Annotated in this window: 16 protein-coding genes; 8 read left to right on the top strand and 8 right to left on the bottom strand. The window is 48.6% G+C overall.

Annotated elements, in window-relative coordinates; genetic code table 11:
* Nucleotides 1-42: 42 nt before the first annotated feature.
* From BLV87_RS15175 to BLV87_RS15155, 5 genes are all read right to left on the bottom strand, one after another.
* Complete coding sequence (locus tag BLV87_RS15175; protein WP_093070032.1) at nt 43-759, bottom strand: hypothetical protein; 717 nt, start codon at nt 757-759, stop codon at nt 43-45.
* Nucleotides 760-846: 87 nt separating this feature from the next.
* Nucleotides 847-1,299 (bottom strand): hypothetical protein, encoded by a 453-nt coding sequence (locus BLV87_RS15170; protein ID WP_093070030.1) that lies wholly within the window; start codon nt 1,297-1,299, stop codon nt 847-849.
* A 70-nt stretch (nt 1,300-1,369) separates the two neighbouring features.
* Nucleotides 1,370-1,987 carry a 5-formyltetrahydrofolate cyclo-ligase gene (locus tag BLV87_RS15165; RefSeq protein ID WP_093070028.1) on the bottom strand — a complete coding sequence of 206 codons (618 nt, stop codon included), beginning with the start codon at nt 1,985-1,987 and terminating at the stop codon, nt 1,370-1,372.
* A complete protein-coding gene (locus BLV87_RS15160; RefSeq protein WP_093070027.1) occupies nt 1,959-2,573 on the bottom strand; it encodes an FHA domain-containing protein in 615 nt (204 codons plus the stop codon). The genes BLV87_RS15165 and BLV87_RS15160 overlap by 29 nt, the downstream gene beginning before the upstream one ends.
* A complete protein-coding gene (locus BLV87_RS15155; RefSeq protein WP_093070025.1) occupies nt 2,570-3,877 on the bottom strand; it encodes a transglycosylase SLT domain-containing protein in 1,308 nt (435 codons plus the stop codon). Before BLV87_RS15155 ends, BLV87_RS15160 begins: the two co-directional genes overlap by 4 nt.
* A 148-nt stretch (nt 3,878-4,025) precedes the next feature.
* Between BLV87_RS15155 and BLV87_RS15150 the strand changes: the two genes are divergently transcribed.
* The 3 genes from BLV87_RS15150 to dnaQ are packed head-to-tail and all read left to right on the top strand — an operon-like array spanning nt 4,026 to nt 5,975.
* Nucleotides 4,026-4,826: a class I SAM-dependent methyltransferase gene (locus BLV87_RS15150; RefSeq protein WP_175517964.1), complete on the top strand. Its 801-nt coding sequence runs from the start codon at nt 4,026-4,028 to the stop codon at nt 4,824-4,826.
* Nucleotides 4,816-5,259, top strand: a complete 444-nt coding sequence (gene rnhA, locus BLV87_RS15145; protein ID WP_093070022.1) for a ribonuclease HI — start codon at nt 4,816-4,818, stop codon at nt 5,257-5,259. The genes BLV87_RS15150 and rnhA overlap by 11 nt, the downstream gene beginning before the upstream one ends.
* Nucleotides 5,256-5,975, top strand: coding sequence for a DNA polymerase III subunit epsilon (dnaQ, locus tag BLV87_RS15140; RefSeq protein ID WP_093070020.1), 720 nt, complete (start codon nt 5,256-5,258; stop codon nt 5,973-5,975). Before rnhA ends, dnaQ begins: the two co-directional genes overlap by 4 nt.
* Here the strand turns inward: dnaQ and BLV87_RS15135 are convergent.
* A complete protein-coding gene (locus BLV87_RS15135; protein WP_093070018.1) occupies nt 5,972-6,673 on the bottom strand; it encodes an outer membrane beta-barrel protein in 702 nt (233 codons plus the stop codon). The two genes, dnaQ and BLV87_RS15135, sit on opposite strands and share 4 nt — an antisense overlap.
* A 159-nt stretch (nt 6,674-6,832) precedes the next feature.
* Between BLV87_RS15135 and bioA the strand changes: the two genes are divergently transcribed.
* Nucleotides 6,833-8,146, top strand: a complete 1,314-nt coding sequence (bioA, locus tag BLV87_RS15130) for an adenosylmethionine--8-amino-7-oxononanoate transaminase (protein WP_093070017.1) — start codon at nt 6,833-6,835, stop codon at nt 8,144-8,146.
* Between the two features lie 3 nt (nt 8,147-8,149).
* Here bioA and BLV87_RS15125 read toward each other — a convergent pair whose 3' ends face one another.
* On the bottom strand, nt 8,150-8,839 hold the full coding sequence (locus tag BLV87_RS15125) for an iron-containing redox enzyme family protein (protein ID WP_175517963.1): 690 nt from the start codon (nt 8,837-8,839) through the stop codon (nt 8,150-8,152).
* 97 nt (nt 8,840-8,936) lie between these two features.
* Here BLV87_RS15125 and BLV87_RS15120 point away from each other — a divergent pair, with 97 nt between their 5' ends.
* On the top strand, nt 8,937-10,184 hold the full coding sequence (locus tag BLV87_RS15120; RefSeq protein ID WP_093070014.1) for a YihY/virulence factor BrkB family protein: 1,248 nt from the start codon (nt 8,937-8,939) through the stop codon (nt 10,182-10,184).
* On the opposite strand, the gene BLV87_RS15115 is transcribed toward BLV87_RS15120, so the two are convergent.
* The gene (locus BLV87_RS15115) at nt 10,170-11,321 is read right to left on the bottom strand and encodes a deoxyguanosinetriphosphate triphosphohydrolase (RefSeq protein WP_093070012.1); all 1,152 of its coding nucleotides are present in this window, start codon (nt 11,319-11,321) and stop codon (nt 10,170-10,172) included. The genes BLV87_RS15120 and BLV87_RS15115 overlap by 15 nt on opposite strands.
* 125 nt (nt 11,322-11,446) lie before the next feature.
* Here BLV87_RS15115 and opgC point away from each other — a divergent pair, with 125 nt between their 5' ends.
* The 3 genes from opgC to BLV87_RS19475 all read left to right on the top strand — a co-directional run bounded on the left by opgC (nt 11,447) and on the right by BLV87_RS19475 (nt 18,852).
* A complete protein-coding gene (gene opgC / locus BLV87_RS15110; protein ID WP_093070011.1) occupies nt 11,447-12,676 on the top strand; it encodes an OpgC domain-containing protein in 1,230 nt (409 codons plus the stop codon).
* 225 nt (nt 12,677-12,901) lie between these two features.
* Nucleotides 12,902-18,598 (top strand): LamG-like jellyroll fold domain-containing protein, encoded by a 5,697-nt coding sequence (locus BLV87_RS15105; protein ID WP_093070010.1) that lies wholly within the window; start codon nt 12,902-12,904, stop codon nt 18,596-18,598.
* A gap of 80 nt (nt 18,599-18,678) precedes the next feature.
* Nucleotides 18,679-18,852: a hypothetical protein gene (locus BLV87_RS19475; protein ID WP_175517799.1), complete on the top strand. Its 174-nt coding sequence runs from the start codon at nt 18,679-18,681 to the stop codon at nt 18,850-18,852.
* The last annotated feature ends 70 nt before the right edge of the window (nt 18,853-18,922 follow it).

Raw genomic sequence — 18,922 nt, 5'->3', positions numbered from 1 at the left:
GCGCGAGTTGATACTTCGCGCCCTGTAGTCTCTCACTGTACTTTACTGTGTTATAGGTGATGCTGGAGCAGGTGTTGTGCTTGGCGTTGTTGCTGGAGCTTCTTGATTGGTTGCTGTTGCTTCAGGAGCCGCCGTTGTTGCCTCAGGTACAGATGCAGGTGTGACTGGAGTCGTATTTTCATTCACCGGAGAGGGCGTAGTTGCTGATGGCATGGCTGTTGTCGGAGTAGGTGCGACTGGCGGTGGTGGTGGAATCATGAAAGGTGGCAAGCCATTATTCATGCCCATACCATTTGCATTGGGTTGCATCCCCATAGGCACTACAGGGCGTGGGTAACGGCGCATAGTGTTATTGCCCCAACCCGTGCCGGGGAAGTTTGAGCTGTTAAAGGAGGGACCATTGTTCCAGTTAAACGGCATACTAGGGCCATTATTCCAGAACGGCATGTTGGGGCCGTTGTTCCAACCATTGTTCCATGGCATGTTGTTGCCACCCCAAGTTGGGCCGCCATTGCCCCAGCCCATGTTTGGAGAACCACCCCAAGCTGGGCCACCATTGCCCCAGCCCATGTTTGGACCGCCGCCCCAAGCTGGGCCACCATTGCCCATGTTAAAGCCATTGCCTGGCCCATTCCCCCAAGATTGGTTGTTGCCCCAGTTCATATTGGGATTCATATCGAAGTTGTCGAAGCCCCAGCCGCCTGCATTGGCCATGCTTGTGAAACCTGCCAAGAGGATGCTTGCAATCATTTTTTTCATGGGTTTGCTCCCTGTGTATTTTGGTCATGCTAATACGAAAACAGGCCGGATAAACCGACCTGTTAAGTATAACTGCTTTAGCTAAAATTAGTTAGCAGCAGGACCAGGTGCTGCACCCGGAGCTGGCATCGCAGGAGGAGCCATCATTGGAGCGCCCATCGGAGGAGCCATCATTGGAGCACCCATAGGGGGAGCCATCATTGGAGCGCCCATAGGGGGAGCCATCATTGGAGCGCCCATAGGTGCAGCGCCGTAAGGCATCATTGGGTAGTTATTGCCACCCATGAATGGCATGTTGTTATTGCCCATGAACGGCATTCCACCCATAAAGCCATTGTCACCGTAGCTGTCTTCGTCATCAAAACTGTTCATCATTTCGTCCATCCAGTACATAGGAGTCCATTCTGGCCAGTCGCTTTCTTCATAGTAAGGACCGTAAGGCCCCATTTTCCATTCACCATCGTTGCCACCGAAAAAGTCGTTTGCACTTGCGGTAGCAGACAGAGCCAATAGGCTCAAGCCAATCAATAATTTTTTCATTTCAATATCTCCTATGCGGTTATGTCGTATCAGGCTAACCCTGACTATGTTAAGACTATATCAGTATATTCTAATATATGCCAGTGTTGAATCGAAAAAAACTGCTATCGGAAGTGACGAGATCCAAGGGAACATCCCATGGTTGGCGGGTTAAAGATTCGGCTTGTTGAAAGTGGTAAGCCAGCCCGCACAGATAAGGGCGCAAGCTTGCCATGGTGCATCGTTTGAATGCAAAGGTGCGATCATAAAAGCCTCCTCCCATCCCCATGCGCGTGCCAGTATGATCGAATGCGACCAACGGGGCGATCACCAGATCAAGCCAGCGAGCTGGGCGATGCTGACGATAATGGGGATAAGGTTCAGGGATACGGAAGCGGTTCAAGCGAAAGCGAGTGCTTTTATCCCAACGCACAAACCATAGGCGTCCGTCTCTAAATGGCGATAGAACCGGCAGATAAAAATGTTGGCGCGGTAGTGCGCGATGACGCACGCTGCGCGGGTCAGCTTCGCCCCTCACCGGTAGGTACAGTGCAATGTGCCGTGCATTACGAAATAACCGTTGAGCGGTCAAGCGAGCGACCGCTTGCTGTGATAGTTGAATTTGTTCGGGTTGGCTAAGCGCCGAACGTTGGCGTTGGATAGTACGGCGTAGTGGAGGTTTAGGTAGAGACGGTATTAATGTCGGCATCTTGCTCCTTCAGACAGAATTGAAAGGTGGTTTCTTCCACCTTGAGGGTGTCTCCAGCGACCAAGGTACGGGTACGATGGTTATTCATTGTACCCGTCGCGCTCATAATATATTGCCCTTGAGTGGAACACTCAATCAAAACTTGTCCAGTTGTTTGATTCCCTAGCACTAAGCGTTCGGCTTTTAAGGGAATAATGTACCCTGATTTGCTGCCATCCATCACTTGTAGCCAAGCATTGTAGCTTGCATCCATCAATTTAGGGTGAATACTTAAGCGTTTGATTTGTATTGCAATACCTTGAACAGAGCGAAAAACCACTTGGTATTTTCCGAGTGCTATGATGTCTCCATCCATGAGTAAGTGGCGGTCAATCTGCTGCTGATTGACGTAAGTACCATTGGTGCTTTGCAAGTCTTCCAAAAAGCAGTCGTCTCTAACCACGGTGATGCGGGCGTGATTATTGCTAATGGTGCGATCGGGAAGAGCGATGTCGCACTTGCTATGGCGTCCAAACACAATGCTGGTTTTTTTTACAGCAATGCGTTTGAGGATTTGTTTGTCAAGCATGACAATCAGTTCGCTCATGACTGGACATTAACTCCTGATACACTGGCAATCACGTCTAAACGCTCACCGACTTTTAACTTGGATGTGCGTTTGCTGTTGTGTTTCATCAAGGTCTTTACTGTAGTTCCATGACGTAGGGCGATGGATTGCAAGGTATCGCCTCTACGTACCGTATGTACTTTGACGCTACTTTTGGTTTTAGCTTTCGCGAGCTGGCTAGATTTCTTCTTACCCATACGAGTCGTTGCCAGCTTATTGTAACCAGAGGATGATTTACTGGCATAAATCCGGTTATTGGCTGCCGGAGGCAAGGCTTCAATGGCTTGTACGAGTTGCTTGGCGTATTGACGTGGCAGCACAATGCGATTGGAGTATTGTGGTGTGGTGATGCCCGTGCGGAAACAGGGGTTCAAGTTTAGCAAGGTATCCGCTGCTAAGCCTGCCTGTAGTGCAGCCTGCCGTAAGTCGACGGGTTTGTCGATGCGCAGTTGTGCCAAACGTGCGCTGTTGGGGGTTTCCGGCAGCGTAATGCCATAGCGTGGTGCATTACCAATCAGTTCTTTGAACGCCAGTAAGCGTGGTACATATTCGCGGGTTTCTTTAGGCAAGGAGAGATGCCAAAATGTTGTGGGCAGCCCTTTAGCACGGTTACGGTCTATTTCACGTTGCACCCGATTTTCACCACAGTTATACGCAGCGAGTGCGAGTAGCCAGTCACCATTGAAATCGTTGTTGAGTTTTTGCAAGTAAGTCAATGCTGCGCCTGTGGCAGCAAACGGATCCATACGGGCATCGTAAGATCTGGCTTGTTGCAAGCCATAGCGTCGCCCGGTATCAGGAATAAATTGCCACAGACCCGCAGCGCCTGCGTGGGAGAAAACATCCGCATCAAATGCACTTTCTACGAAAGGTAACAAGGCAAGTTCGTTGGGCATGTCCCGGCGTTCAACTTCGTGCACAATCATGTGGAGGAATACACTAGCACGTTCCGATAGCAAGCTTAATTGGGCAGGATTGCGTCCGTAATACTGGACAAACCGTTGTACTTGTGGGTGTTGGCTGTATTGGTTATTGAGCTTGAAGCCTCGAAATACCCGCTCCCACGTATCAAAATCGTTATCTAATACAGGTTTTTGCTGCGCTTGCTGTTGGGTACTCGTTTGAGCGTCATTGGCAAGACTCGTGCTATGCAAAGAAGCTTTGCGTAACGTCGGTTGTTTACTGGCCTGTTCTGGTTTACCCATGTGGCTGGAACAGCCAGAGCTAGTAAATAATGTGATGATAGACGCAGCGATGAACGCCGGTTTGCTTATTGTTATCATGTTTAAAACCCCATTGACCTTGTTGTTCTTATGTTGCCCCTGATTCGTCGCTATAATGATGTATAAGATGGCAGTTGAGTAACGGGATACTCTTCATAAGTTTTTCTGATTAGCCTAATCTGCTGCGAATATAATACGTATGTTACCTGTGAACAAGGAAAAATCGCTGAACGTTACTGCTACAACTTCATTATCGCCAGCAGGGATCAATGCCTGTCGGGATTGGTATGCTTCATCGGCAGGGCAGGCTACCTTGGCAAGGGTGCAGGCGATTGTCAGTCGCATGAGCGCAGATATTTTTGGTTACTACGCCTTGGAAACGGGTGTGTTAGCAGGGCAATATTCTTTTTTGCAAGAATCACGGGTTGCCAGCCAGTTCTCTTTAGGAGAGGTATTGGGTGAACCCGTCAGTATCATGGGTACACCAGAACAGCTACCCTTTGTGTTAAACAATATGGATTTGGTTGTGGCTAGTCATGCGCTGGATTGTAGCCGTAGCCCCCATCAAGTATTGCGTGAAATCGAACGGGTATTAGTGCCTGAAGGCCATTGTATTTTGATTGGCTTTAATCCGATCAGTTTCAAGGGCTTGGCACAATTGCGTTATTTGCATAATCCTCGAGCACAACGCTGCCACTTTTATTCCACTTTTCGGGTGCGTGAATGGCTGAGTGTGTTGGGATTTGATGTGTGTGAAACGGTTTCAGCGGGATTTTGCCCGGTATTTGGTGGTGATTATCTGTTTAAACGTGCGCGTTGGTTGGATCGTTTGGGGAGCCAGTTCCGTTTGATGACGGGTAATGTGTACATTATTCATGCGCAGAAAAAAGTATCCAACATGACGTTATTATTGCCTTCCCGCAAAGTTAAGCCGGTGCTACGTCCGGGAATGATTGTGAATCCGGGAGCCGGGCGTGTATCCCGTAAAGAGCCAAATAATGCCAAGTAAAATAGTTGAGATTTTTACCGATGGTGCCTGCCGTGGTAATCCGGGGCCGGGTGGGTGGGGCGCATTGCTACGCTACAATGGCACAGAGCGTGAAATCTATGGGTATCAGCCTGTCACCACTAATAATCAAATGGAACTGATGGCAGCGATTCAGGCACTGGAAACCCTGACACGCCCGTGTGAGGTGGTGTTGACGACTGACTCCCAATATGTCCGCCAAGGCATTACTGAATGGCTGGTAGGGTGGAAACGCAAAGGTTGGAAAACTGCTGCGGGTAAACCGGTTAAAAACCAAGAGCTGTGGCAACGTTTGGATACGGCGACTACCCAGCATCGTATTGACTGGCGTTGGGTTAAAGGCCACAGCGGACACGCTGAAAATGAACGGGTAGACCAACTTGCCAATAAAGCCATCGACGAGAAAAAACTATGAGCCGTCAAATTATCCTTGATACAGAAACTACGGGTCTTGAGCCTAAAGAAGGCCATCGCATCATTGAAATTGGTTGTGTGGAAATGCTCAACCGGCGTCTGACAGGAAATAATTTCCACTATTACCTGCAACCTGATCGTGAGATTGATGCGGGAGCCATTGAGGTTCATGGCATTACCAATGAGTTTCTTGCTGATAAACCGCGCTTTGAAGATGTTATGAACGACCTGCTGGCTTATCTGCATGGGGCGGAATTAATCATCCATAATGCGCCGTTTGATATTGGTTTCCTTAACCATGAATTGCGATTAGTGAACCCAGCACATCGCCCGATCACGGATGATTGCAGCGTAACTGATACATTGGTCATGGCGCGACAACTGTTCCCCGGACAACGTGCCAGTTTGGATGCGTTATGTAAGCGTTACGAAATCAACAATACTCACCGTACTTTGCACGGCGCTTTGCTGGATGCGGAGATTTTGGCAGATGTCTACCTCGCCATGACAGGCGGGCAAGTCAGTTTGTTGTTAGGTGCTGACGATGCTGGTAATAATGGTCAGGAGGGAAATGCAGGAATCCGTCGGATTGTTGCGGATGTGAGGCGTTTGCGAGTGATTCAAGCCAATGCTGAAGAGATGGCAGCTCACACTGAACGCGTTGCTGCCATCACCAAAGCAGGGGGCAAATGTTTGTTTGACACGTTATCCGCTTAGAAGTTAAACGTTGCACCGACGTAAATCATGTCGGTATCAGTTTTCACACTGTGCAAATCGGTAACATTTTTATTGGCGTCCAGTTCCAAAAAGCGGTCACCCTTGCCGGTATTAAAGGTACGATCCCAACCTGCGCGGATACTAATGCGGTCGGTGACTTCGTGTTCAATGCCAAGTCCGACAGTTGGGCTAACACCCCGGTCAGTACTTTTGTATTTTTCATTGATGCCGTCAAGGTTGGTATAATCCATACTGTTTTTGTTTTCCCAAACAAATGCACCTGCCTTGCCATAGATGGAAGTCTTGCGTGTAATGCGGTGATTGGCTTTGGCACTGAGGCCAATACCACGGGTTTTTTGACGGGCACGTGCCGTTTCTGCACGTCCACCGGGGATGCCGAATTCAGGGCGGTACATGTCAAGGGAATACGTATCGCCAAGGTTGGCGTATTCGGCTTCCACCCCCCATACGGGGTTTAAATTAGCGCCAGCGTAGACTTTGTGAACCTTAGCTCCTGTGTTTTTTTTGTGCATGGTGAATTTAGAGCCGGTACATTCATCACAAAACTGCGCTTCACTGCCGTTGTTTTGAGACGCACCGATGGCTGCTCCAGCATAGTAGGGGGAAAAGCCTGCTTCTGCCATGCTTGAACCCACTAGGGCAGCGAGGCCAGCATTCACAACCAAGAATTTTTTCATAGGATTGATTCCTGAAAAGTAATCCACTAAAGAACTTTTTTATCAGCATTTATTTTAAAACTGTATTCGCGAAGCTAACGCTATTGGGTGGGATAAATGGCAGTTTCGGGCAGATAGTTGGGCGTTGCGTTATTTCTGAATTGGTATAGTGAGTTATTTATGTTAACGACTCTTTCGCTGGATCGTCGCCATGTTTGGCATCCCTTTACGCAAGCTCAGACTGCTCCAGAGCCGATTGCCATTACGTCGGCTAAAGGCATTCGCCTCTATGCTGAAGACGGTCGTGAGTTTCTTGATCTGATTTCATCTTGGTGGGTAAATATCCACGGACACGCCCACCCCACGATTGCTGCCGCCATTGCCCGCCAAGCGCACACGCTGGAGCAGGTCATTTTCGCCGGATTCACGCACCAACCCGCTGCGCAACTGGCACACGAACTGGTGCAACGTTTGCCGGTTGGCCTTACCCGAGTATTCTTCAGCGATGACGGTTCCACGGCGGTGGAGGTGGCGTTGAAAATGGCGCTGCAATACTGGCGCAATCACGGTGAAGCCCAGCGTACCCGTTTTCTCGCCTTTGAAGGCGGCTACCATGGCGATACAGTAGGCGCGATGTCGGCGGGTAAAGGTTGCGGATTTTTTGACACTTACGGTAGTCTGTTGTTTGAAGTCGGTTTGTTACCTTTCCCCGAAACATGGGATGGCGACACGGCGGTAGCCGCCAAAGAACAAGCCGCATTAGCACAGCTAGAAACTTACCTTGCCGAGCAGGGCGATACCCTCGCAGCCGTTATCATGGAACCGTTGGTTCAAGGTTCAGCAGGGATGCGTATGTGCCGCCCCGAATTTTTGCAAGCGTTGGCAGCACGTTTGCGTGAAGCAGGTATCTTATTGATTTTCGATGAGGTGATGACGGGCTTTGGACGCACGGGGGCGCTGTTTGCCTCTATTAAAGCACAAGTGACACCGGATATTATCTGTTTGTCGAAAGGGCTGACAGCGGGTTTCCTACCGATGTCGGTGACAGTTACCAGCGAAGCTATTTACGCTGCATTTCTGGGCGAAACCTTCGATCGGGCGCTGGTACACGGGCATTCGTTTACGGCTAATCCACTGGGGTGTGCAGCATCGTTGGCATCGTTGCAAGTGTTTGACGATGAAAAGACTTTAGCAAAATTACCGCAAATCGAGACTTGGCAACGGCAAGGCTTGGCAACATTGGCAGGGCATCCACTGGTGCAGCGGATGAGGGTCATGGGGACGATTGCGGCATTCGATGTCGTGGCAGCGGATGCAGGCTACACTTCCGCGATTGGGGCGCAACTCAAAGCCTTTTTCCATGAGCGCGGCTTATTATTGCGCCCACTGGGAAATGTGGTGTATGTGTTACCACCGTATTGTGTGACCGAAGCTGAGCTTAAACAGGCGTATGTGGTGATTGCAGACGGTTTGGCACAGCTTGCGGTCGGTTAGGGATTACTGCTTGCTGAAGACTTCGCGCTGCAACCCATTCAATTGCACGAGCCGCGCATTGAGGTTGAGGTTGATACCGCGCCACAGGGATTCTTGCCCTTCGCGGGTCTCCAAATGCGGCATAATGGCTTCTTCAATCATGCGCGAATGTTCAATATCCAGCTCGATATGCCCGATAAACAATTCCAGCGCATCATCATCCAAGCCCGGCACAGTGCGTAACCCTGTCAGCAACATGCGGTAATACGGTGGAATTGGCCATTCGCCCGCAATGCCTGCTACCCCGACGGCTGCCAGCCAGTCAGTGCCTTGGGTAAGGCGCATCATGGTGTCAATGTAACCTTGCTGTTCGGGGGTGATCGGCGGGTTGGCAATTTCTTCCGGGCTGCAATCCACCGCGCGTAGCAGCTTGCGGTAGACTTCCATGTGTGATTTTGACGGGTCGCCATTGCCGTATTCATCGTACAAAATATCTGCCAGCACCGCTTGAATACGTTCATCCGGGGTCACGCCTAGCGCATTCGCCTGATACAAGCGGGTGCGTAAAATATGCGGGTAATACAACAGCGCGAAGGTGCGTGCTTGTTGAAACGTCAGCGTTTGTGTCGAAAACTGTTGCAGGAACGGATGGCGCAGGAACGGGTGGTTATTGACCCGGTCTTTGAGTTCTTGCAGGAAAACAGGTGCGTTCATGTGCGAGTGCCTTCTAAAATGGGGGAGTTGCGTAACTGTAGCAGCAGTGTGCGGCAAAGCCGAATTTTCCATAAGTTTCTACTGATATACTACCGGAATGATCAAGAAATTGCTGATTTTTACCCGCGCACTCGCCATTGCGCTGTTTCATGATATGCATCAGGGAAGCATTACGCTGCGAGCAATGGGCTTGGTCTACACCACTTTGCTGTCGTTAGTGCCGTTGCTGGCGCTGAGTTTTTCGGTGCTCAAAGGTTTCGGGGTGCATAACCAGATGGAGCCGTTGTTGTTGGCACTGTTAGAGCCAATGGGGGATAAAGCGGAGGAATTGACCCGTCAGGTATTGGGTTTCGTCGATAATGTGCAGGTGGGGGTGTTGGGTGTCGCGGGCTTGGCTATTTTGTTCTACACCGTGGTGTCGCTGATGCAAAAGGTGGAAGAAGCGTTTAATCATGTGTGGCGGGTCAAACGCCAACGCTCGATGTTGCTGCAATTTCGTGATTATCTTAGTGTGGTGCTGGTGGGGCCGGTGTTGATCTTTTCGGCGTTGGGGGTGTGGACAGCGTTAGCGAATTCCGCGTGGCTGCATTCTTCGGCGGTGCTGGAATCGGGTTTGGCGGTGTTGGTGCAACTTAGCCCTAGCTTGCTGATTATCTTGGCGTTTACCTTTATTTACCTGTTCATGCCAAATACGCGGGTCAAGCCGTTGGCGGCATTCGGCGGCGCATTGATGGCGGGCATTGTGTGGCAAGTTGCGGGGTGGTTGTTTGCGGCATTTGTGGTGAGTTCGGGGCAGCAAACTGCGATTTATTCGATTTTTGCCAGCTTGTTTTTATTCATGTTATGGCTGTATGTGGGCTGGATTATTGTGCTGACCGGGGCGCGGCTGGCGTATTATTTTCAGCACCCGGATGCGGTGTATTTGCCCCAGCAACCGACTGAAACCAGTGTGCAAACCCGCGAATTATTGGCCGCAGCGGTATTGCGCGAAGTCGGGCAACGCTTCATCAGCAAGCAAGCACCGCCGTCATTGGATGCGCTGAGTCAGGCGATTCCGGTATCCCGTTTGCTGTTGGAAGAGTCGTTGGACGATTTGGTCAGTTACGGAATTCTCAGCCGCGACGACGATGACCCTACGCATTATTTGTTACGCATCAGCCCGGAAACGCTCACGGTGGCGGATATTCGCCGCTGTTTTTGGCAAGGGAGCAAGCAGCAACAACGGCAAGCTACTCAAATCCAGCAGCAGACAGGGTTTAGTGAGGCGCAATTAATCGCACTGGACAGTCATCCGCATCTGACACTGCAACAATTGTTAGCAGCACCAGTCTCAACGCAACCCTGACAAGTCAAACAACTGCCCGTATTCGCGCATGGCGTAGCGGTCGGTCATCCCCGCGATAAAATCAGCAATGGCGCGTGCACGTCCCGCGTCCCCCATCTCGGTTTCGTAACGTTTCGCAAACGCTTGGTATTTGGGCGTCAGCAAGCGGGTGTCTTGCAGGTACGCTTCAAACAACGCCCGTACTACTTTGCGTGCTCGCCAAGTCATGCGATAAACCGTGGGGTGAAAGTACAAGTTGTCGCGCAGGAATTTTTTCAGCACATTTTTTTGCTGCCGCATTTCATCGCCATAGCGCATCAACGCCACTGGTTGGGCACGAACTTCTACCAAGGTTTGCACCCCGGAGGCTTGGATGGCGGCTTGGCTGCTTTCGATTAAGTCCACCACCATGCGCCCGATCATGCGCCGCAAGGTTTCGCGAATCAGGCGTCGGCCTTGCAGCGTGGGGTATTGTTGCAACACAGCTTGGTATTCTTGCGCAAATACTGGCACTTGCTGCAATTGTTCCAAGCTGATCAGGCCGGAGCGTAAGCCGTCTTCAATGTCGTGATTGTTGTAGGCAATTTCATCTGCCAGATTGGTGAGTTGGGCTTCCAGCGTGGGCTGGGTTTTATTGAGAAAGCGTTGCCCGACATCGCCCAAAGTTTGGGCGTGTTTGAGGGCGCAGTGTTTGAGGATGCCTTCGCGAGTTTCAAAGGTGAGGTTGATGCCGGGGAAATCGGCGTAGCTATCTTCCAGCACATCCACCACCCGTAGCGATTGCAGGTTGTGTTCAAACCCGCCGAAATCTTTCATGCAGGCATTGAGTTCGTCTTGCCCTGCGTGACCGAACGGGGTGTGACCTAAATCGTGGGAGAGCGCAATCGCTTCGGTGAGGTCTTCATTCAAGCCCATGCTGCGGGCAACCGAACGCGCAATTTGCGCCACTTCCAGCGAATGGGTCAGGCGGGTGCGGTATAAATCGCCTTCGTGATTGACGAAAACCTGGGTTTTGTATTCCAGCCGCCGGAAGGCTTTGGAGTGAATAATGCGGTCGCGGTCGCGCTGGAATTCGGTACGGTATTGTGGGGGCGGTTCGGGGTAACGCCGCCCTTGGGTGTGTTCCGGTTGAGCAGCGTAAGTGGCAATGGTTGGCATCTCAGGCTCCGACGAGTGGTTAGTGTGCAGTAACATGACCGTATAGCGGCTTGCGCTTGCTTGGGTTTACCTTACGGCATAGCATGGACGAACGCGATATAAAAACCGATAAATGGCGGTAGAACATGACGACAGATACCCTCCGTGCTTCGCGCACTTTTTCCGATTGGATTCCGGCGAGTTGGGCGTATCCCGAAACGGGGGCAACCCGTGATTTGCGCCTTGATTTTATGCGGGGCTTTGTTATTCCGCTGTTATTTGCGTCGCATTTTGAATACTTTTCAGCATTAATGTTCATCGGCTGGGAACGCATTGGGGTGATTTCCACCGCCGAGATTTTCGTGATTTTATCGGGAATTGTGGTCGGAATGGTGTATGGCAAAAAAGTCAAACAAGCCGGTGTTGCTGCCGCCATGCCGGGGCTAATTAGCCGTTCGGTGGCGCTATACCGGATTAGTGTCTTGATGATATTAGCGATAGCGGCACTGCGTTTTATTCCTTGGTTGGATACCACCATTATTACCACGTTTCACGACCCTTATGGCGGTAAAACCTTCCAATTATACCCGCCAATCGACGCGAGTATTTTTCAGGTTATCAGTAAAGCCTTATTGCTTCAGATCGGGCCGCACCAGTTCCAAATTGTCGGCATGTATGTGGTGATGTTTATCCTGTTTACGCCACTGGTGTTTTTTATGTTGGCTAAGCGGCAGGTAGGCTTGTTATTAGGGCTAAGCTGGGTGTTATACCTGATTAATCTGGGGAGTACGCCATCGTTACGACCAACGAATGCGCAGTTTGAATACGCTTTTCCTATTCTTTCTTGGCAGTTGCTTTATATACACGGGATGGTAGCCGGTTATTATAAACAGGAAGTGGTGCAATTTTTCTCGGCAACGGCATGGGGGAAACGTTTAGTGGCGCTGTGTATTGCGTTGTCATTGGGTTTTATCGTGTTTACGTGGAATCACCCCTTAGACCAGTTTCCTGAGTGGGCGCGTTTGCATTTTGTGCCAGCGGATACGTTTTTGTATTGGTATAATACGTATTTTCCTAAAAATACCTTGGGTATTGGGCGTTTGGTGAATGTGGTCGTGCTGTTTATTGCCATTTATGCGCTGATGACGGTTTGTTGGCAGCCGCTTAATCGTGCCTTGGGGTGGTTTTTTATTCCTTTGGGGCAAGCGTCTTTGTATGTGTTTTTTATTCATGTGTTTTTATTGCTATTGATCGCCAATACGCCGTTGCCGGGTTATGAGAATTTCTGGATTAATACGGGCATCCATGCCGGATTATTGGCGTTGGTGTGGGTGATGGTGACGCGGCAATTTTTATTCCGCTGGATTCCACATTAAATCGAATCCAGCGGGGGGTGGTAGCAGGATCGTTAATCAATCTATCAATTAAATAGATTGTATTTATGAAATTAATTCAAAAATAAGCATAAAAAATTCTTCATAAGTAAATGGGCGGTTACATTTTATCTGTTAGTATCATGCGTAGGGTTTATTTGATATTGCATTTATTGATTGCTTAACAGGGGATTGCGCCATGAAGTCCATACCGTCAGGCGGTAAGCTGTGGTCAGCACAGCACAGCACAGCACAGCACACTATTATAAACATTTATTACTAATTCCGTTTTTACTGTTTATTTCCTTGTGGTTGTCAGCTTGTAACGTTGATGGTGATGCTAATGGATGGGATGCAAGCACTGCCAATCATGTACCTGTGGCACAAACTGCTAGTGTTGATGTTGCTACGGGCAGCACTGCTCAAATTACCCTTTTAGCGACAGATGCGGATGGCGATACGCTGACGTTCCGCATTGTGACTGAGCCAGCGCATGGTACGTTGCGGTTGGGGCAGGGCAATGTCTATATCTATACGCCGAATAGCAGCTATGAGGGCGATGATAGTTTTACGTTTGTGGCGAATGATGGGAAGGTGGATTCGGCGGCGGCGAAGGTGGGGGTGAAGGTTTATACGGCGGATAGTGGGACTTCCGGCGGAACAAATGGTGGTGGCACAGGTGGCAGCAAAGTGAGCATTTCGGGTACTGCCTTTGATGCTGCTATTGTGGGTGGTACGGTTACGCTCAAAGATATGAATGGCAAGGTGTTGGGGACTACTACCACCGATGCCAACGGCAAGTTTACGATTCAAGTTGCCGCAGACAGTGTGAAAAACGGTTATGTACTCAGTGTAACGGGCGGGACGATGGATGGGGTTGCATTCACTGGAGTATTGACAGCCACCTATTCAGTAACGGATGCAAAAGATGCCGCGAATCTGACGGTGGTGACTACCCTAATTGATGCTGTTGCCGCAGATATGGCGGGTGTTACCCAACTGGAGAAACGTAATGCTGCTATCAAGAAACTTGCCAATATAGGGATGCTCAAGGCAGATAACTGGAATCAGCTAACCAGTGATTATTTCGAGTTACAAGCATTGGCTTGGCGGATTCAGGATGCAGGCGGGGTACAAGCATGGCTTGCTCTGATCAAGACAGACCTCGCTGATGGAGAACTATCACTGGCAGAATCTCGTTCGATGTTCCCCAAAGCATACGGTGGCTTGGAATCTGCAACTGCTGTACAGGGAGTTTCTGTTTTTCCGGGCGAGAAATCTACAGCCGTCGTTACTGTCCAACCAGTGGATAAATTAGGTACAGCAGTCGTCAAGTTATTGAATGCCCCACCTTGGGTGTCAGTAACAGGTAATACTATTACTGCCGCACCACCCATAAGTGAAGCACCCGCAATCCATACTGTAAATATTGAAGTTTCCCCTGATGGGGTTTTGGCGGGGCGCAAAGCGCAGGTTGAAGTTTCAGTTCTCAAACAAATAGTTCTGCTGCATGGTTTCCTTGGTGCAACTGGTGGAAAGATTGAAAATGAATGGAAAGATATTGCAATTTCCGCGCCTGCTGGTGTTTTGTCTCAAGAATATGAAATAACTTATTCCTTTGGGATCGATTCTAATAGTGCTGTTATTGGTAAATTTGAATTCACCCCGGAGATTATTCCCGATGATATTGGAAAATTTCATATTGTAGAGCCAAGTGCGACTATTATTCGTGAAAATTATTTGAGTGGGTCTATTAACTCTTTAAGTCAGAGACGCACTGCTGCGAGAGTTGCTAACACAGGAGTGGCTGATAGTTCAAGTTATCAGGTCGGTAATACTGCTTTTCCTACTTCTGTTCCAGTTGAATGCGCGAACGAATGGTTGAAAACTGGTAGAGATGGTTCAGGTGGAGAAACTGCACCGGCTGATTCTTTTGAATTTAATCCAACTGGTATATTGCAAGCATCGACAGGATGGTTTTCAACGGATGAGCCAGGATTAGATGGTGCGCCAGGTTTTTCAGCTAGAAACTGGAGTTCTTACCCTAGAATTCTACCAAGCGCACTTGAGCATTTTACTTCGAGAAAAAAATCTCAGTGTACTTCAATGTTGCTAAGTCATAAAGCAGGAAAAGTTGACCCTATCACAAATAAGCAGCCAATTTTATTAGTTCATGGTTATGCTATGGGGCAGATGGGAGATATTGATAGTTATTTTGTTAAATTTCCAAAGTTGCTTGCCGATGCAGGTTATCCAGTTTATACATTTGTCTGGAATACAAACCAGCGATTTGAAGATGCTGCTCATGATTTGGGTTTGGCAGTTTACAATATTACTGAAAGAGAGATGCGCCAAGTACATATTGTTGCTCATTCATATGGTGGATTACTCACAAGAACTTTACTACAAGGTTTTGCTAGAGACATCGGTAATAAAGTCAGTGTTGGGTTGAATCATGCTTTTATGGAAAAACATATTGCATCAGTAACGACGGTAGGCACACCACACTCTGGTGTTTTTGGCAGTAAAACACAGAGTCCGTTTGACAAGAGCCTAACATTTTATAATGGTCGCCATACTCTGGTGGGAGCTGCAATTGAGGTGTGTGCTTCACTGACTTGTCATGAGGCAGGTGAGGAGTGGAATCGTCTTGGTAAACGTCCAATACTGATTGGAATAGATCCAATTACGAAATTGCCACTCTATACCTATATGAAAACTTATGATAAAAAAACGTATTTTGGTGTTGAAGATGAAACAGGTAAAATTCCTTTTTCTCTGGCAAAAACATCATATCCAAATGTGCCAACACAAGTTTTAATGGGTATTATTCCAGATGAGCAAGTATGTAATGACTTGGATGGAGATGATCTTTGCGAAATGAGATATTCAGCACATCCTGATTCGATCGGTGATGGTTTGATTTCATTGGCAGGCCAGAGATTTTATCCGGGGAATCATAAAAAGCCATTGATGATGGAAAATGTCGAAGAACACCTTTTAGGTTTTGATGCGTCTGCATTAGTTAAGTGGCAAGATTCGTATATGGATTATATAAATGACAGTGGTAGTTGGAGTAGAGGTGAGTTTCAAGTAAACTATTCTTTCTCTAAAGATGCCATTTCGTCTGCTGAGAGTTTTGATAGCAGCTTTGAAACAGTAACTTATAACCATAGAGGTTCAACATTTGACAATAAGAGAATTAGTTCTGGGGGAATGTCTTCTTTAACAAAAAATATTGAACGTATAACGCCGATGTTTACAGAAGTTGGATTGCAAAATTGCGAATCTCCTGATAAATGTAATCATGCTACATGGTATTATGTTAAAAACATGCTTGAAAAGCATAAGTCTCAGAGCGTTGATGTTCCTCTAAAAACCACGATTAAAGGTACTACCGTTCCATGCTGGTGGAGTTCTAGCCCTGCAAAATGCTTTTCAGGTGAAACGCCAAAAGCACGAGTGGCAGCGAGAACAGCAGAAGCCGCTACTACCACTTCCGAGTCAGCAGGATTTACTGTTAATATTTACACTGACTCTGAGTTGTTGGGTTCTACCATTACAGATGCTAATGGCGATTTTTCTCTTGATATAGAGTTCGATGCTAAACGCAATTATGTCGTTGAAGCATTTCCACCTAAATCAACAGATGCGGCAACCTTATCAAGAGTTGCTGTTGCAGTGCTGACTGGAGCAGAAATTGAAAAAGCCAATTATGTCTTGCCTGATATTCTGATTTCATCAAAAGCCTTCCAGCAAGGCATGTTGAATATTCAAGTGAAGGATAAAAATACTGGTGCTACCTTGTTAGGTTACAACCTGACAGCAATGAATAACGTAAACAATATTATTGTTGATAACAAACCTGTAAATAGTGCAGATGATTCGTCGCTAAAATTACCGATGAACTCATACAGGATGACAGTCACTAAAGTGGGGTATGCACCGAGTAGTACACAATGTTGGGTTCTGGCAAATGGAACGCGGAATTGTGAACTTACGATTGCTTTAGCTAAGGATACTGATGGCGACGGTATGCCTGATGCTTGGGAACTCCAATACGGTCTTGACCCCAACAATCCTGCCGATGCTGCCCAAGACAAAGACGGCGATAGCGTAAGCAACTTGGATGAGTTCAAGGGAAATTCAGACCCAACCGATAAGAATAGTATTCCGGGAGGTAAACTGACTGCCCCGACAGTCACCGCCACCCCCAGCGACAAACAAGTAACCCTCAGTTGGGAAGCTATTCAAGGCGCAACGGGCGGTTACGCTTATTGCTACTCCAAAGTGAGTGCTGACTGTGCAACTTACAACACGAGTTGGATAGACGAGAGCGGGACAACTGTGACGATCACCGGCTTGGATAACGACAGCTTGTATCACTTCCGGGTCGTGGCGAAAGATGCGAACGGAAAAGCAAGTGCGGTGAGTGAGGAACGTTCTGCCACCCCCAATCCAATCACCTCCACCACCTCCTGTGGAAAGCCTATCAAATCCATCTTGTTCAAAGACTCGTTTGATGGTGCATCCATTGACACGACCAAATGGGATGTAGACCAAACAGGCGGCAGCGCTATTTTGCTTGATGGCAAATTATCCGTACTGGGTAACGGCTCAAACCCAAACCGCTTCCCAGTCATCCAGACGAAGACCAACCCATTCCCGGCATCGGGCAACTTCTCGTTCTACTGCAAAGCCCAATATACGCACCTTGGTTCAAGTGGAACGGGCGCATGTGTAGCTGTAGAAAGAATGCTGGAGAACCTTGGTAGTGTTTGGTGGACTTATGATTCTGGTAATGGCATGGGGGTATGGGCAGGTTTGGGCGGCGTTCCGCTGACTGTTTCGTCCTCAGGTACTAACATTTTCTCATACAGCACTGGCGAGACGCTGGATTCTCACGAATACGAAGTGTGTGTGGTTGGTTCTCAAGTTACTGGCTACCGTGACGGTCAAGAGGTTGCTAAAGGTACTTTGCCTGCAAACTGGGCGCGTCCCACTAAAATCTTGCTGGGTAATCCCGTAATGGGCGGCGATGACTGGTCAACCTTTGACACAGATGCCGTTGAAGTCCGCCAATTAGAGGATAGTGTTACGCCACCTACTGACGGACTCGTTGCTCACTGGTCTTTCGACGACTGCAATGCAACAGATAGCAGTTCGGCGAAGAACTCTGGTGTATTGGTAGCGTCGCCGGGTTGTGTAACTGGAGTATTGGGCAAGGCAATAGACCTCAATACGACTAACTACGCAGAAATACCAGATAGCGACAGTCTTGATGTTTCTAACGCCTTTACTCTATCCGTTTGGTTTAATGGTCGGAGCTTGGGTAGTCAATCTTCTGAACAACGACCATTCCGCTTAATTGATAAAGTCACCGCAGGATATGGCGACGGGTATCTGCTGGATGCTTGGGCGGGTGGAATTCGTTTTGTATCAGGAGGTGATGGGGCTATTGCGTACACGCCTGTATCTGAAAATACATTCCATCACGTTGCTGGTATTTTTTCTCAAGGGAAAGCATCCATTTATCTTGATGGAAAATTAGTTATATCGACAACCACTGTTACAACTGACACCCCAATTAACACTTTTCCAGTGAGAATTGGAGCGTCACAAGGAAGTGGAGCAATACAAGCAGATAACTTTAATGGTCTGATTGACGACGTTCGCATCTACAACCGCACCCTCAGCGAAACCGAAATCCAAACCCTCTACCAACAAGGCGGAGGCAGCGTAGACAACACCGGCTGGACACTCAACCCCACCACCGGACATTACTACAAAACCCTCGACAACTGCGGCAACTGGGAACAGTGCGAAACGGCGGCGCAAGCAGCGGGAGCGCACTTGATCGTGCTTGATGATCAAGCTGAAAATACATGGATGTCGAATACGTTTCCCTATACGCATCAACTTTAACCCGCGAAAGCGGTCTCCCTCTCTGGTAGGCTATTAGTTTTGCACACCGAATAGATCGACTTCGACAAGGAGACCGCGCATTGATACTGACAAAAGTAGCCACCGCATTGCAAGCCATCTTGTATGAAAAAGCGGACGCGTTAGCAAAAAAAGCGGCTTCATTCAACGCCAGCGCAAACTCAGCGGCTCGAACTTCATCCGCAGCTTGGTGTTTGGCTGGATGGGCAATCCTGCCAGCACATTGGATGGATTAAGTCGGACAGCCGCCTTCCAACAGCTCCCCATTAGTCCACAGGGACTGGACAAACGTTTTACCCAAACAGC

Source organism: Thiothrix caldifontis (assembly GCF_900107695.1).
Classification (GTDB): Bacteria; Pseudomonadota; Gammaproteobacteria; order Thiotrichales; family Thiotrichaceae; genus Thiothrix; species Thiothrix caldifontis.
This window is presented reverse-complemented; position numbering and strand designations above follow the sequence as displayed.